Origin of the sequence: Pedobacter sp. ok626 (assembly GCF_900100435.1) — a bacterium.
Classification (GTDB): Bacteria; Bacteroidota; Bacteroidia; order Sphingobacteriales; family Sphingobacteriaceae; genus Pedobacter.
Genome location: NZ_FNEX01000002.1, coordinates 383,163 through 399,884 on the forward strand (window position 1 = coordinate 383,163; position 16,722 = coordinate 399,884).

The 16,722-nt window shown below is 39.4% G+C and carries 15 protein-coding genes; 1 reads left to right on the top strand and 14 read right to left on the bottom strand.

Annotated elements, in window-relative coordinates; all coding sequences use genetic code 11:
• Window positions 1-8: 8 nt before the first annotated feature.
• The gene (locus BLS35_RS03760; RefSeq protein ID WP_090777935.1) at window positions 9-1,154 is read right to left on the bottom strand and encodes an ATP-binding protein; all 1,146 of its coding nucleotides are present in this window, start codon (window positions 1,152-1,154) and stop codon (window positions 9-11) included.
• 256 nt (window positions 1,155-1,410) lie between these two features.
• Here BLS35_RS03760 and BLS35_RS03765 point away from each other — a divergent pair, with 256 nt between their 5' ends.
• On the top strand, window positions 1,411-3,186 hold the full coding sequence (locus BLS35_RS03765) for an aminopeptidase P family protein (RefSeq protein WP_090777937.1): 1,776 nt from the start codon (window positions 1,411-1,413) through the stop codon (window positions 3,184-3,186).
• Window positions 3,187-3,477: 291 nt separating this feature from the next.
• Here the strand turns inward: BLS35_RS03765 and BLS35_RS03770 are convergent, their stop codons facing one another.
• From BLS35_RS03770 to BLS35_RS03830, 13 genes are all read right to left on the bottom strand, one after another.
• On the bottom strand, window positions 3,478-4,266 hold the full coding sequence (locus BLS35_RS03770) for an SDR family oxidoreductase (protein WP_090778170.1): 789 nt from the start codon (window positions 4,264-4,266) through the stop codon (window positions 3,478-3,480).
• Window positions 4,267-4,279: 13 nt separating this feature from the next.
• Complete coding sequence (locus tag BLS35_RS03775) at window positions 4,280-5,110, bottom strand: amidohydrolase family protein (protein ID WP_090777939.1); 831 nt, start codon at window positions 5,108-5,110, stop codon at window positions 4,280-4,282.
• Window positions 5,097-5,954 (bottom strand): fumarylacetoacetate hydrolase family protein, encoded by an 858-nt coding sequence (locus BLS35_RS03780; RefSeq protein ID WP_090777941.1) that lies wholly within the window; start codon window positions 5,952-5,954, stop codon window positions 5,097-5,099. The genes BLS35_RS03775 and BLS35_RS03780 overlap by 14 nt, the downstream gene beginning before the upstream one ends.
• An 11-nt stretch (window positions 5,955-5,965) precedes the next feature.
• Window positions 5,966-7,294 carry an alpha-L-fucosidase gene (locus tag BLS35_RS03785; RefSeq protein WP_090777942.1) on the bottom strand — a complete coding sequence of 443 codons (1,329 nt, stop codon included), beginning with the start codon at window positions 7,292-7,294 and terminating at the stop codon, window positions 5,966-5,968.
• Between the two features lie 35 nt (window positions 7,295-7,329).
• Entirely contained in the window at window positions 7,330-8,094 is a 765-nt protein-coding gene (locus BLS35_RS03790) for an SDR family NAD(P)-dependent oxidoreductase (RefSeq protein ID WP_090777944.1), read from the bottom strand.
• 9 nt (window positions 8,095-8,103) lie between these two features.
• Complete coding sequence (locus BLS35_RS03795; RefSeq protein WP_090777946.1) at window positions 8,104-9,762, bottom strand: UxaA family hydrolase; 1,659 nt, start codon at window positions 9,760-9,762, stop codon at window positions 8,104-8,106.
• Complete coding sequence (locus tag BLS35_RS03800) at window positions 9,762-10,100, bottom strand: L-rhamnose mutarotase (RefSeq protein WP_090777948.1); 339 nt, start codon at window positions 10,098-10,100, stop codon at window positions 9,762-9,764. The genes BLS35_RS03795 and BLS35_RS03800 overlap by 1 nt, the downstream gene beginning before the upstream one ends.
• Before the next feature lie 3 nt (window positions 10,101-10,103).
• Entirely contained in the window at window positions 10,104-11,351 is a 1,248-nt protein-coding gene (gene fucP / locus BLS35_RS03805; protein WP_090777950.1) for an L-fucose:H+ symporter permease, read from the bottom strand.
• 379 nt (window positions 11,352-11,730) lie between these two features.
• Complete coding sequence (rfbA, locus tag BLS35_RS03810) at window positions 11,731-12,591, bottom strand: glucose-1-phosphate thymidylyltransferase RfbA (protein WP_090777952.1); 861 nt, start codon at window positions 12,589-12,591, stop codon at window positions 11,731-11,733.
• 50 nt (window positions 12,592-12,641) lie between these two features.
• A complete protein-coding gene (locus tag BLS35_RS03815; protein ID WP_090777954.1) occupies window positions 12,642-13,205 on the bottom strand; it encodes a DUF3109 family protein in 564 nt (187 codons plus the stop codon).
• A 4-nt stretch (window positions 13,206-13,209) separates the two neighbouring features.
• Window positions 13,210-13,986: a DUF3108 domain-containing protein gene (locus BLS35_RS03820; RefSeq protein WP_090777955.1), complete on the bottom strand. Its 777-nt coding sequence runs from the start codon at window positions 13,984-13,986 to the stop codon at window positions 13,210-13,212.
• A gap of 28 nt (window positions 13,987-14,014) precedes the next feature.
• Window positions 14,015-14,530, bottom strand: coding sequence for a DUF2480 family protein (locus BLS35_RS03825; protein WP_090777957.1), 516 nt, complete (start codon window positions 14,528-14,530; stop codon window positions 14,015-14,017).
• 94 nt (window positions 14,531-14,624) lie between these two features.
• On the bottom strand, window positions 14,625-16,721 hold the full coding sequence (locus tag BLS35_RS03830; protein ID WP_090777959.1) for a peptidylprolyl isomerase: 2,097 nt from the start codon (window positions 16,719-16,721) through the stop codon (window positions 14,625-14,627).
• Window position 16,722: the final 1 nt, after the last annotated feature.

The window sequence follows — 16,722 nt, forward strand, 5'->3', positions numbered from 1 at the left end:
AAACGAAATTAGGCTTTCTTCTCCATATTTTCTATAATCAATAAAAAGTCTTCTACGTTTTCTGGTGTAACGACTAATGTTTTTGAAATCTTATAGTTTCCAGTAAAAGTATCTGAAAACTTGGCTTTGCCTTTTGCATTCCATTTAAACTCATATGCCGACAGGGCCTCACCATCATCCTCTATAAGATCAATCTCTTGTTGCTGAGTTGTACGCCAAAAATATTGATCAAGATCTATGTTATGGTAACGAAGAGATTTCATTCGTTCCGCTATTACATAGTTCTCCCAAAGAGCTCCCACATCAGTTCTTGAACCCAGTGGCTTAAAGTTATTAATGATTGCATTCCGGATTCCGCAGTCATAAAAATATACTTTCTTCCCCTTTTTAATTTCATTACGAACATTTCGGCTGAAAGCAGGTAACCGAAATACCACATATGTTTTTTCAAGCAAATCAATATATTTATCTACTGTCTTTGCATCACTACCAATTGTTTGGGAAATTTCATGATAGCTGATTTCACTACCAACTTGTAAAGCCAATGCTTTGAGCAGTTTTTCTAAAATAAGTGGCTTTTTAACCTGTTCTAACATGAGCAGATCTTTATACAGGTAACTTCCTGCCAAAAGCTTTAATAACTCCAGCTCTTCTCCTGGCTTTGTAACGATTTCAGGATAATAACCATGAATCATACGATGCTCTAATAATCGTTTTTCACTAATCAGCCCATTTTGTAAAACCAATTCTTCAAAGCTCAAAGGGTAAAGCATAAACTCATACTTCCTACCTGTTAAAGGTTCATTAACCTGGCTCGATAATTCAAAAGCCGATGATCCTGTAGCAATGACCTGTACATCTTTAATCTGATCAGTGAATAATTTAAGCGTGAGGCCTATATTCGGAATGCGTTGCGCCTCATCTATAAATAGTATTTTTTTATTCCCAACAACAGCTTTTAATTTAGAGGCTGTTGTGTTAGTCAATATATCCCTTACATCTGCATCATCACCGTTTAAATAAAGATGTTCTTTGCTTTGTAAAATTGATTCTACTAACGTTGATTTACCTGATTGTCGTGGGCCAAATATTAAAATGGCTTTCCCTTTAAATAATCTATTCTCAATAGCCTCCTGTATACTTCTTCTAATCATTCTGTATTCAAACACGTTAAAAACATAATATTTCCGGATTTAAATCCTTTAAAAACATAATATAATAGGATTCAAATCCAAAAATAACATATAAAAATGATTTTTTCAAATCCCTTAAAACATAATATTAAGGGATTTCAATCCGAAATTATGACCATACCCATATGACTTGTACAAATACTTTATCCGAAATTGAGGGCAAAAGAATAAATTCATAGATTTGCGTATATACTTATTACTGAACAAAAAACTGACTATGACTTATCAGGAAAAACTAGCGCAAATACGCAATCAAATGAAGGTCGATAATGTACATGCTTACATTATTCCATCTGCCGACCCTCATATTAGCGAATACTTACCGAAACATTATAAGTGCATTCCTTTCGTATCTGGCTTTAAAGGATCTGCAGGAACATTGGTTATTACCCATGATCATGCGGGTTTATGGACTGACTTCCGCTATTTTGAACAAGCTGCGGATGAACTAAAGGACAGCGGCTTTGAGTTGATGAAACAAAAAGTTCAGCATGCACCGGAATATATTCAGTGGTTAATTGAAAAATTAGATAAAGGCAGTACAGTAGCAGCTGATGATAAATTATTATCTGTTTTGCTTGGTGATATGTTTACCCAACAATTTGCTGTTAAAGAAATTAGCCTGACTAGCAAAGATTATTTAAGTTCGATCTGGGAAAATCGTCCGGTATTACCTTCAGAAAAAGCTTTTCTAATTGAGGATAAGCACATCGGCCAATCTGTAAGATCAAAACTGGATCAGGTAAGAACTGCCTTACAAAAACAATTTGCAAGCCATCATCTAATTTCATCTTTAGATGATCTAGCCTGGTTGTTTAACATCCGCGGAAAAGATGTAAGCTATAATCCTGTTGTATTAAGCTTCGCGCTGATCAATCAAGATCATGCTAGCCTATTTATTGATGTAGACAAGCTTAGCAACGAAGAAAAAGAAAACTTATTGAGCAACGGGGTTGAGGTATTACCATACCAGGATATTGAAAATGCAATCTCAAATATCCCTGCCAACAGCACTATTTTTATAGATCCAAAAAGAAATTGCTTTGCTTTCTATAAATTAATTCCAGCTACGGTTAGGATCATCAAAGACACCAATCCTACGACTAACTTAAAGGCCGTTAAAAATGAAACTGAGCTATCCAATACCAGAGTAGCAATGCTTAAAGACGGGGTAGCGATCACTCGTTTCTTAAAATGGCTTTCAGAAAATATCGGAAAAGCTACGATTACAGAGCTTTCGGCTGCTGCTGAATTACGTAAATTTAGAGAACAACAGGAAGGTTTTGTAGGTGATAGTTTTAATACCATCAGTGCTTATAAGGCACACGGTGCATTGCCTCATTACGGCGCATCTGAAGAAAGTAATGTTGAAGTAAAGGCTGAAGGCTTATTCCTGGTAGATTCAGGTGGTCAGTACTTTTATGGAACAACCGATATCACCCGTACCATCCCAATGGGCAACAATACGGAAGAGGAATGTACTGATTATACCTTGGTTTTAAAGGGAATGATTGATGGTTGTAAAGTACGTTTCCCTAAAGGTACTTGTGGTTATCAGATTGATGCCATTACCAGAAAACCTTTATGGGATTATGCCATTAATTACGGGCATGGAACTGGCCACGGTGTAGGTTATTTCTTAAATGTGCATGAAGGACCGCAGGTATTCAACGCAAGTGCCACTCCTGTAGCGATTGAGTTGGGCATGATCACTTCTGTTGAACCAGGAGTTTACCGCCCGGGCAAGCATGGTATTCGTATTGAAAACCTTGTCAATACAATTGCTGACGTAAGCAATGAGTTTAATGAGTTCTATGCTTTTGAAGCTTTAACCATTGCACCTATAAGCACTAAAATTGTAAAGAAAGAATTGCTGGAGCAATCACAAATTGATTGGTTAAACAGCTACAACGCTTTGGTATTTGAAAGATTAAGTCCGATGTTAAATGCTGAAGAAGCGGCTTGGTTAAAAGCTGAAACTAAAGCTATTTAATTGCTCTAAATAATACAAAAAAAGGGAATCTGCTATTCAAACTCTGCATAATTCGCGCGCTGAAGAAGCGGCGAACAACACTAGGAGTTTTCATTAGCACATCCCCTTTTTAAATAATATTGTATCAAAGCATGGCTCGCTAGCTAATCAGCTATTTGTATGGTGCAGTATTCACAAAAAAATCGGATATCCTGTGAAAAGACCTAGCGTTGTTCGCCGCTTCTTCAGCGCGCGAATTATGCAGTCTTTGAATAGTGTATCCGATTTTTTATGTAGTATTTCCTTAATATTTTACGCTGGGCTAATCGATCTGTCTAAATGCACATATCCACCATCTACATAGACTAATTGTCCTGTCGTATGACTAGAGGCATCAGAAAGCAAAAATACCGTTGCATTCGCAATCTCTTCAGCTGTTGTCATTCTTTGTTCAAAAGGGATCTTAGCCTTAATTTCTGCGAGTTTTTCTTCAGAATTTGGAATAGAACTAATCCAGGTTTGATACAATGGTGTATAACACTCTGCTACGATAACAGAATTTACTCTGATACCATAAGGCAATAATTCAACTGCCCATTCCCTTGTTAATGCATTCCTTGCACCATTTGAGGCTGCATAAGCAGAAGTTCCGCCCTGGCCCGTATCTGCTACTTTCGATCCAATATTAACAATTGAACCTTTGGAAGCTTTAAGCGCGGGTAAAGCATGATGAGCCATTAAATAATAATGAATCACATTCTTATGCAGACTATCTACAAATCGGTCATAATTACCGCTTTCTAGTCCAACGCCATCATTTACACCAGCGTTGTTTATTAATCCGTCAATACGGCCAAACTTCTCCAGAACAGTAGCTATTGCTTTTTCTATATCTTTTGGGTTCGTCAATTCAGCAGAAAGCTGAAAAACCTGACCGCCATTTGCAATTACCTCATTGGCCAGCTTTAAATTGTCCTGTTCATTTCTACCAACAATTACAGGAATAGCACCTTCGCTTGCCAATACCCGAACAATACCAGCTCCAATACCTTTGGCACCTCCGGTAACAATAACCACTTTATCTTTTAACTGCAGATCCATAGATTGCTTATTATTATAGATTATAAAATTTTGTTGCATTACCACCCCAGAAGAGTCCCTGCTCGTCCGAAGAAAGTTCGGAGGTGTATGCCTCCATTAAGCCAAGCGTTTGCTGATAAGAAGCTGCTACCAGACACACCGGCCAGTCAGATCCATACATCACTCGCTCGATACCAAAAGCCTCAAAAACGACATCCAGATAAGGCCTGAAATCCGCTCCCTTCCAATGTTTCCAGTCTGCCTCGGTAACCATGCCAGACACTTTACAATGCACATTTGGGTGTTGCGCCAAGGCTACGATATCCTTTTTCCATTCTTCAATTGTACCCGCTTTGATATCTGGTTTGGCAATATGATCCAATACAAAAGGCTGATCCGGGAATTTGGCAACCAATTCTGCGGCATACTTTAGCTGATCTGGAAAGATCAATATATCATAAGTATAACCGTATGCTTGTAGTTTAGAAATTCCATTTAAAAATGTCGGCTTTAACATTAATGCACGGTCTTTTTCTCCTTGCAGGATATGTCGGAATCCTTTCAGTTTATCGTACTGCTTTAAATCCGCCAGCTGATCTTCAATGTCCTCCGCTTGTAGATCCACCCAGCCAACAACCCCTTTAACAAAGGTATTATCCGCTGCATTTTTAAGTTGAAAAAGATTTTCGGCCGGAGACTGATCCGACTGAACGACAACGCTTCCATCAAAATGATGCTGTTGAAGGATTGGCAATAAGGTTGAGGGCAAATAATCAGCCCTCAATACCGCCATATCATCTGTTATCCAGCTGCCCCTAACCGCATCATAAATCCAGAAATGCTGATGAGAATCAATTTTTAACATAGTTCTTTACCTGCTGTTTTGAAGTACCTAAGCCTTCAATACCCAACTCTACAACATCACCATCTTTAAGGTATACTGGCGGGTTAAAACCCAATCCAACACCTGCAGGAGTTCCTGTAGAGATTACATCACCTGGCAATAGGGTCATAAACTGACTTACATAAGCCACAACAAAAGGAACATTAAATATAAAGTTAGATGTGTTGCCGTCCTGCATTTTCTGACCATTTACCGTCAACCAAAGACGCATATTATTCACATCGGCAATTTCGTCTTGAGTAGCCAAAAATGGGCCTAGAGGGGCAAAGGTATCACAACCTTTTCCCTTATCCCATGTCCCATTTCTTTCCAACTGAAACTCACGCTCAGATACATCATTATGCAAGGCATAACCCGCTACATAATCCAATGCCTCGGCTTCTTCGACATAAGATGCTTTCTTACCAATTACTACGGCAAGTTCCACTTCCCAGTCTGTCTTTACAGAGTTTTTAGGAATTACGATATCATCAAAAGGCCCAGCCATTGAAGTACTGGCCTTCATAAATATAACTGGTTCAGACGGTATAGCTGCATTGGTTTCTCTGGCGTGATCGGCGTAGTTTAATCCGATACAAACAATTTTAGAAGGGCGGGCTATTGGGGCCCCCAATCTTGTGCCTGCAGGAATAGTAATTAAGTTACCTTCATTTGCTTTCACAAACTCTTCAAGTCTTTCCAATCCATTGTCATTAAAAAACTGCTCGTTATAATCTCCGCCGAAGGCCGAAGTATCATACCAAATATCGTTTACAATTACACCGATTTTCTCTTTACCGGCAGCTCCCCATCTAATTAATTTCATCTTTTTTTGTCCTATTTAATTTTCAATTCAATTATGGTATCAATGTCGTCCATTTTTACCTCATCCAAATATACTATTGTCTGACCTCCAGTTTGTTTAAATTTTAATTTAGTACCAACATTCATTAAAGTTGCCGAAACCACCTTCTGCTGTAGTTTTGGTAAAGCAATATTAGGTTGTTTGATCTTATTAATCACGTGGGCATATAGGATTTTGTCTTTTGCTGTAACTACACCCCAGTCCTGCACATCAATAAGATTCCCTCTCGTACCGTATATACTTGCACCATATACCTTCATCCAGTCGCCAATTTTAGCAAGCGTATCAATATTTTCAGGCTGAATGATCCCATTTGGCATTGGGCCTACATTTAATAAGAAGTTGGCATTTCTACCGGCATCATTTACCAGGTAATGAATTAACTGTTTTACAGTCTTATATTTCCTGTCGGTGATGCTAAATCCCCATGAATTGTTCATCGTTTCGCAAGTTTCCAGTGGAAGCTGAGAAACGCTGGCCCCACCAAAACCCGAGGTATTAAAACCTGGCAAATCCTTCTCAAACATTTGAAAATCTTCGCCCGCTATAGGCGATAAATGGTGGTTATTACCCACCATACACTGCGGCTGCAGCTTGTGAATTAAGCTGTAAATCTCGTCGTAGTGCCAATCTACCTTCGATTTTAAGGTTTTGTCCTTGTCATTATCCAGCTGATCCCAATGTCCATCAAACCAAATTCCGGAAATCTCTCCATAATTGGTAAGTAACTCTGTTAGCTGCGCTTTCATAAAAGCAATATAGTTATTCCAATCGCCTTTTTCTGTCCGCCCAGTACCTTTTCCAGTTTTACCTGTAGCATACTGGTAATCGGTACGCGACCAGTCCAACAATGAATAGTATAAGAACAACTTTATTCCTTGTTTATGGCACTCCTTAGCTACTTGTGCTACGATATCCTTTCCATAAGGCGTCTCAGTTATCTTCCAGTCCGACTGTTTAGTATCCCAGTTGCTAAAACCATCATGGTGACGGGTAATAAGCGTAATATACTTCATACCCGCACTTTTTGCCGCATTTACCCACTTCGCCGCATCAAAGGCTGTAGGATTAAAAAATCCTTTTAGTCGTTTGTAATCCCCTACCTTGATATTTTTATTGTTCATCACCCACTCGCCATCACTCAACACGCTAAAAGCTCCCCAATGGATAAACATCCCAAACTTCATGTCCTGAAAATCCTTCCTCGAAGCAAGGTTTTCCGCCGTTGGCGTGTATTGTTGCGCGCTTAAGCGCAATGAGCAGCTCATTGCGAAAAGTAAAATAATCAAGCGTAGCTTCATGTGCGTGGTTCTGATTTGGTGATATATGTGTGATTTTAGTTATTCAACTTAATAAATCCTCCATCTAATGGATAATCATTTCCAGTTACAAAACCAGACTCATCAGCGCAGAGATAAAGGGCCAATGAAGCTACTTCTTCTGGTTTTCCCATCCGACCTATTGGCTGACTTTTCGACAATTTCTCGAATATTTCAGCTTCCTGCCCCGCATAATTTTTAGCAATAAAGCCATCTACAAAAGGGGTATGTACCCTTGCTGGAGAAATGCTATTGCATCTGATCCCTTCAGCCATATAATCTCTGGCCACAGACATCGTCATCGCAAAAATCGCTCCTTTACTCATAGAGTAAGCAAATCGGTCTGTTAAGCCGACTACAGCGCCAATAGAGGCCATATTTAGCACTACACCTGAACCTTGGGCTTTCATTGCTGGAATAGCTGCGAACAAGCAGTTGTAAGCTCCTTTAACATTTACATCAAATACCTTTACAAAGTCTGCTTCGCTGGTATTATCGGCTCTTCCAATATGGGCAATACCCGCATTATTCACTAAAATATCAATTTTACCGATTTGCTTAAAGATAGCAACAACCGCTTCTTGATTACTGACGTCGCAACCGTAAGCATCAGCTAAGCCTCCTTCGGCCTTTATTTCATTTACAGTCTGCAAACCCGCATCTGCATTCAACTCTATAATATGGACATGAGCACCCTGTTTGGCAAAAAGCGTCGATATTGCCTTGCCAATTCCACTTCCTCCACCTGTAATAATTGCTGATTTTCCTTTTAAACTAAACATTTTTTATAATTATAATGAAACTCCTCTTTTCCACGGAATAAAATCGTCCTGATTTAACAATACTGCTTTAGGGATTTCTTCGCCACTTGCCGCTTTAATGCAATATTCCAAAATCTCCGTCCCCATTTCTGCAATGGTCTTCTCTCCACGTATAATGGCTCCTGTATCAATGTCAATAATATCACTCATCCTTGTTGCCAATGCCGTATTGGTAGCAACTTTTATCACCGGACAAACTGGGTTTCCCGTTGGGGTTCCCAATCCAGTCGTAAACAAAATCAAAGTAGCACCACTTGCTGCTTTTCCTGTAGTTGCTTCCACATCATTTCCAGGCGTACAGACTAGACTAAGTCCTGGTTTTGTAACCGGCTCTGTGTAATCTAGTACATCAACCACCGGCGAATTGCCCGCCTTTTTAGCTGCTCCAGTGCTTTTTATGGCATCTGTGATCAAACCATCCTTGATATTACCCGGAGAAGGGTTCATGTGGAATCCTGAGCCCACAGCATGCGCTTGTGCATCATATTCCCGCATTAACCTAATGAATTTCTCCGCCGTTGGTTCATTTACACATCTGTCAATTAAATTTTGTTCGGCTCCACAAAGCTCAGGGAACTCTGCGAGCAAAACTTTGGCACCTAAAGCTACTAATAAATCAGATGTATATCCAACTGCCGGGTTAGCAGATATCCCACTAAAACCATCACTTCCACCGCATTTAACGCCAACACACAACTTACTTAAAGGTGCAGGTTTCCTTTCTACCTTATTGATCTCTTCTAATCCTATAAATGTTTTGAGAATCGCGCCTTTAATCAGCTGTTCTTCACTCTGACTTTGCTGTTGTTCGAATATAATGACAGGCTTATCGAATGAAGGATTTCTCTTTTTAACATCATCCAACAAGTTCTGTGTTTGTAAATGCTGACAGCCCAGACTTAATATAGTGATACCGGCAACATTAGGATGATCGGCATAAGCAGCTAGCAATTGGCTAAGCAAAGCTGAATCCTGTCTTGTTCCACCACAACCACCTTGATGATTTAAAAATTTAATGCCATCAACATGCTTGAATACGCGTTTTTTAAGCGGCTCCACTGGGGCAAGCTCATCAATCTTAAATGAAGTAATATCCACCCCGTTTTGATAAGCATCCAATAACTGCTCCGTAAACTGCTTGTATTTATCAGTTACGGTATAGCCCAAAGTATTGTATAAAGCCTCTTTTATAACATCAAGGTTTCTGTTTTCGCAGAACACCGTTGGCACAAACAGCCAATAATTTGCCGTCCCCACTCTCCCGTCAGCACGATGATAGCCATTAAAGGTTCTGTCCTTAAATTGGGTTACATCAGGTACCTGCCATTCATAATTCACCTTTCTATAGGCGTAATCCTGCGAAGCATGATGTACATTATCGGTAGTCATCAATCCTCCTTGCGGAATAAAAGCCGTTGCTTTTCCAACAAGTACACCATACATTAAAACCTCTCCACCAAGGGCAAGATCCTCAATAAAGAATTTATGTTTAGCCCGGATATCATCTTTTAAGGTGATTACCATACCGTTCCACTCTACGATTTTACCTTTAGGCAAATCTTGCAAAGCCACCAACACATTATCATCGGGGTGGATTTGCAGAAAACTTTTCACTGTATTTTCTGACATTAGGCGTTTAACTCAAATATTTTATCCATCATTATCCATTTCTCTCCAGGCTTGGCTCCAGGTACGGCTTGTTGATATTTCCACATTAGCGCTTCCCATTCCTGTACCTTCTCATTACTTGCATCCATTGCCGACTTACGATCAAAGCTAAATGTATCATTTACCTCCATAATCATAAACAAGCGGTTGCCTGTCCTGTAAATCTCCATATTTTCAATACCTGCCGAGGTTATACTTTCTATAATCTCTGGCCATACTTTACGATGCATCTCCTCGTACTCAGCAATCAGCTGATCATTGGGTACCATATCTAGCGTTAGACAATATCTTTTATTCATAATTTACGCTTTAACAACTTTATGTCCTTTTAATCCGAACAGGAGTACAACTACAAAACAAACAAGCGGTACAACATATCCAATCTGAATATTCTCGGCTACATCACTGATGTACCCCATTACTGGTGGCAATATAGCACCGCCAACTATTGACATGATGATCAAACTGCTTCCCAGTTTGGTATCGCTGCCAAGATCTTTGATTCCCAGTGAAAAAATAGTAGGGAACATAATTGACATAAAAAAGGCGATCCCAATTACTGCCACCAAGGCAGTTGTCCCGCTAGCAGTAATGGCTACACCACACAGAATTACGTTGATCAATGCATAAATAACCAGTAATCTTTCTGCTTTAATAAATTTCATCAAGAAGGTTCCTATTACTCTACCCAACAGAAAAGCCAATCCCACTCCATACCCGGCATAGTCTGCTGCAGTCTGCTGATCTATACCTGCGGCTTTGGTTGCATACAAGATGAAGAAGCTAAATACACATACCTGCGCGCCAACATAAAAGAACTGTGCTGCTACTGCCCAGCTTAAATGACGGTGTCTTAACGCATGTAATATTCCGGTTTTCTCTCCTTGTTTCTTTTCCTCTGTTTCTACAATTTCAGGCAATTTTAAAAAAACGAATATCACCGTGATCACGACGATAATACCTCCCAAAATCAGGTAAGGAGTTTTTACCGAAGAAGCTTCTGAAGCTAATGCCAACTGTCTGGCAGACTCCGACATCTTACTCAACTCCTCATCCGAAGCCCCTTTGATCAAAATTACCCTTGCCCCAATCATCGGTGCAAGTGTAGCTGCCAGTCCATTAAAAGTTTGTGCAAAGTTTAATCGGAAAGTCGCCGTCTCAGGCGGCCCCAATAAAGAAGCATAGGGATTCGCAGCCGTTTCCAGTATCGTCAAGCCACAGGCTATGATAAAAAGCGCTCCCAAAAAGAATATATATAACTGTGTATTTGCCGCAGGAATAAATAAGAATGAGCCTAGGGCAAAGAAGGCCAGTCCGATGATAATTCCGGTCTTATACCCATATTTTTTCATGATAAAACCCGCGGGTAGTGCCATCACAAAGTAAGCGATAAATACTGCTGAATCCACCAACGACGCCTGCAATGTACTCAGACTAAATGACCGCTTTAAGTGCGGAATAAGAATCGGATCTAAATTATGTACAAAGCCCCACATAAAGAACAGTGAGGTGATCATGATAAAAGGGAAAAGATATTTATTTTTCGTCATTGGGTTTAATTATTTGGTTATTCAAAGGACGCGAATTCTGGCACTAATTATTTTATGATATTATCATATCATTAAACGATTTTAGCATATAAAGTGACCATTCTCCTCTAAGGCTGGAATCTTTGCCTGAAAAAGGCAAAGTTCCTAGGCCTTTTCGGAGAAGGTAACTTTATTCCTTACAAGGTGCAAAAAGGATAAAACAAAAAAAGCTTCGGTTACCCGAAGCTTTGAAACTTATTTTTTTCCATGTATCACGTCGAAAAGTAAACTCCCTTCCTGTGCATCATGCTTAAAAGCAAAATTACCTTCTCTGAAACGGCCTAGCTTTCTTCGCTTCTTCAGCGAAGCAATGCAGCCGTAGAAGAGAACGGTTATTTTGCTATTTAATAATTTTTAGCAAATACTCACCATAGCCACTTTTCACTAAAGGCCCAGCTAGTACTTTTAACTGTTCTTTATCAATGAATCCCATGCGGTAAGCAACCTCTTCAATACAGCCAATCTTCAATCCCTGACGCTCTTCTATCACCTGTACAAATTGACCTGCCTGCATTAATGAAACGAAAGTTCCGGTATCTAACCAGGCTGTACCCCTGCTCAAGACCCCAACCTTTAATTTCCCTTGCTCCAGATATACTTTATTTACATCTGTAATTTCATATTCACCCCTAGGCGAAGGCGCAATATTTTTAGCAATCTCTACAACGCTATTGTCGTAAAAATACAGTCCTGGAACCGCATAATCAGACTTTGGCTGAGTTGGCTTCTCTTCAATAGAGATCGCCACATTATCCTCATCAAACTCTACTACACCGTAGCGCTCCGGATCAGAAACCCGGTAAGCAAATACAACGCCGCCTTCAGGATCTGCACTGGATTGCAAAAGTTTAGACATTCCATCTCCGTAGAAAATATTATCGCCCAATACCAATGCGACTTTATCTGTACCAATAAAATCCGCACCGATCACAAATGCCTGAGCAAGACCATTAGGCTTCTCTTGTACAGCGTAGGAAAACTTACATCCCAGCGCCGAGCCATCTCCCAATAGCTTCTCAAAGTTTGGCAAATCATGTGGTGTAGAAATGATCAACACTTCATTGATACCAGCCAACATTAAAATCGACAATGGATAATAGATCATTGGCTTATCATAAACAGGCATCATTTGCTTGCTCATGGCCAGTGTTAAAGGATGAAGTCTTGTACCACTTCCTCCGGCTAGAATTATTCCTTTCAAGTTATTTTATTTTTGAGGTTAATATTTAATTTGATTAGCTCTAGAATGACTTATCTCGAAGATACACTATTTTCAAGTTCAGCATACCATTCGGCACCATATTTTCTAATCAGTGGTCCTTTTAAAAACTGGTAGACAGGAACTTTCAATTCCCTCCCGAACGAACAAGCATCATGACAAATGTGCCATCTGTCATAATTCAACACTTCAAACTCAGGATATTGGGTAATCCGGATAGGATACAAATGGCAAGAGATTGGCTTTTGCCAGTCTACCAAGCCTTGCTCATAACCTTTCTCTATCCCACATTTAGTGATTCCATTTTCAAACGTGACATAAGCACATTCTTTATTCCCGTCCACACAAGGAGTGGTCAGATCTCCATCGGCGTCAACCACCGATGTGCCTTGTTCCTCTATCGCAGCTATCCCTTTAGGTTCAAGTAGATGCTTGATCTTTGGATAAATATCTTTGAGAATAGCGGTTTCAGCTACATCAAGCGGTGCACCCGCATCTCCTTCCACACAACAAATTCCTTTGCATTTGTTCAGGTTACATACGAAACTTTCCGTAATGACATCCTCATGAACCAGCGTATTCTGTACTTCTATCATTTTCTTATTTCACTATGGCCAATGGGTATTTCAATCCCGTAGCCGATTTAATCTCCATGGTTACAGATCCAACTATAATCTCCACCTGAGCCTTTACAGGCACCCTGTTTCCATCATCTGTTATCCAAAGGTATAATTTACTATCTTTTCTAAAAACTCGCCCAGGCTTTATAGATGGGCTAAATTTCAAACATTTTATTTTACCAAGTTTGGTTTTAACAACCTCCCTGCCTACAAACTGGATTTCCAGCTGACTAATTTCATCACCGAGGAAATAATTCAACTTTACAAAATCGCCCGACTTCATCTTTGAAATATCCAGACTCCGGGCAAAATAATAAGCCGACACCAAATCAAAAGTTTGAGCCGTTGGCGTTTTAAATGTACCCTGTGTAGCCACAACCTTTTTCTCTTCCTGTTGGAACCTCGCCTTATCCTGTCGACGGTATCCACCCTCACGTATATTCTCCTGATAGAAATAAGGCTTTAAATTGTCCTTATCAATAAATGAATCGTAATGATCTCTTATTTTGTAAAAAATATCAAATGTACCTGATGTTGCGCCATCTACTAATAGTTTATAGGTGGGCTTACCATCAAATTTAAGATCTGATTCCTGTACCTTGATTTCGCCTTCGGCAGCGGTAATAAAACCATACTTCAATTTATACTTCAGTATTTCTCCCGCCTGAAAAACTGGCTCCTTCACAAAAGGCAGCTCCTGGGCCAGTCCTTTAAAACTCAGAAATACGACAATTACGAACAATAGGGACCTTCTCATAACTGAGTTAAAACAAAAAGCAAACCAATTAATCTTTACGCTTGTAAATTGGCACGGTAGAACATGGTTCACCATACATAATGCTCTTCACAACCGGGGTCAACAAATTGGTGATTTCAACGTAAGCAGCTACGGTAACGTCTATATCTGCACAACCTTTGATGACAACACGCTCTCCGGCAAAATCTTCCAAATTTATTTTTGCCAGCGCTTTTGTAAATAAAACAGCTTCCAATGTTTCCAAACTTCCAAATGAGACCTCATTGGCATAAGGTTTCATTTTAGTAGCCAGTAGCATATAAGCCCAGGTCGGCACAATTGCATCTGCACTGCAGATGATCGCTACATTTTTACCAGTATAAACCGACCAGTCATTCTCTTTTATAAACGCTCTAAAATCCTTCTCCCTTAACATCAGGCCATGAAAAAGGTTATCCTTTATGTCGTAAACAACACGCTCACCATGATTAAAATAATCTTCAAGGTTAAGTGTAACCAATCCACTAGCTGCTACTTTATTAACGAAATTTTCCTGAATATCCATGTTTCCAATATTATTAACTAGATAAAAACGCCCTTTTAAAACAAAAAAGCCGGAAGCTGTTAGGCTTCCGGCTACAAAATTACGTAAAATAAGATTAATAGAATTTCACCCTATTGTCTTTTATCTTGCTTTTATCTTGCAAGGCCTGGAATGCTGCACCCAAAGAGCGCTGTGCATTAGCTTGCATCATGATTTCTTTTTGTTTGTAAGTGTTAGCCAATGGAGCTGGATTGCTAAATCCGTCTACTGCAAACACATATACACCCATGCTACCATCAACAGGTTTTGAAACTTTACCTGGTTGAGAACCGAATACCGATCCAACCAATTTATTTTCTTGAGCTGCACCTGGAATAATTGGGTTAGCAAATACAATGTTCTCTACAGGGTTAACTTGCTTGCCCAATTTTTGAGCAACCTGTTCAATTTTAGCTGCACCTTCTAAAGCCTTATTTGCTTTTTCTGTTAGCATTTTAGCTTTAACTGCATTACGAACCATTGGCTCAATTTCTTTTTTAACTGCTTCTAACGAAAGTGGACCTTTTGGCTTCACATCAGTTACACGAGCAACAACATAAGCGTTGTCCATTTGATAAACCTCTTTAAGCACATCACCTTTATCAGCTGCGTAAGCATCACGGATCAATTGACGAGGGTTGTCTAAACCTGGAGCAAAACCTTGAGTCGGAGTAACCTTATCTGCTACACCAACAGTATAGCCACCTTTTTGCGCCAATGCAGCAAAGTCAGCACCTTTAACTTCGTTTAAGAAGCTGTTTGCTTTTTTATAAGCTGCATCTCTTGTTTTATTACTCGAAACTAATCCTTTCTCTATGTAAGCCAACTTAGCTACTTTTGAAGAACCAATTTGTTTCTCGATTTTAATTAAGTGTACACCAAATTGAGAAGTCACCACTTTAAGATCACCAGGTTTGCCATTAAATGCTGCATTTTCAAACACAGGCACCATTTGACCACGACTGAACGTACCTAGATCACCACCTTTATCTTTAGAACCATCAACGCTATATTGACGAGCAAGGCTAGCAAAATCACCACCATTTTGAACCAATGTTCTTAATGAATCGGCTAATTTTATGGCTTTATCATTACCACCCATTTTAGATGGGTCAATTAAGATATGGCTTGCTTTTACTGAATCTGGAGAAAACCGAGTATCAATAACCTTAACTAGTTTATAAGAATTACCTGAGAATTTAGGTCCATAAAAACTACCTGCAGGAAGATTAAACACTACTGAATCAACAGCAGGATCTAATTTACCTTTAGACATATAAGTATAAGGAACTTTCACATCAGAGTTAACTGCTGCAAATAAAGAGTCGTTTCCGGCGATTTTGAAATCAGCAGCCAATTTATCTACCTGTGCTTTTACTGCTGCAGAATCAGATTTTGTCGGATTTACACTGAAAGCCACATATTCGAATGAACGAGTCTCTGTAGGGTTTTCAAAACGTTTTTTATTTTCATTGTAATAATCTGAATAATCAGACTCCGTTGGTTTTACAGTTGCATCAGGTATTGAAGCATAATCCAACAGTGCATATTTGAAACTAGCCAGTTTATTACGGTTCAAGTATTCGTCATTTGCTTCCAAAGTGGTTACATAAACCGAATTACTGATTAAGTTGGCGTATTTTTTCTGTAAGGCTTGTTTTTCAATCTCTTGTTGCAAAAGAACCCACTGTTGTTTTAACTGAGGATTTTTATCCTGTTGTTTCAACGAGTTTATAATTTCGGCACGGTTTACTTCGCCAGTTTGAGGATTGCCAAAATACTGTACAATCAGTGGACTTGGATTTTTTCCTTGAAGCAAGTCAAACAGCTCATCACCTGAAACCGTTAAACCTAAACGTGCATATTCCTTACCTAAAAGGATACCTGCCACTTCACCTTGCCATACGTTATCTACGGCCATAGCTTGCATTTGAGCATTGCCGGAACCGCCATATTGTTGTTTAAACTGAGCTAAGCTCTGATCTACTTTCGGACCAAATTGATCTATGCTAATTTCTTCACCATCGATTGACCCTACAACTTTCTGAGATTCGGCCCAAAAAGGCTTCCCTACGTTAATTGCATCGCCAACCAAAAATGCAACAATTGCAAAACCGATGGCTCCTATCAAAATATAGCCAGCACGATTACGCAAAAATGTCATTAATCCCATA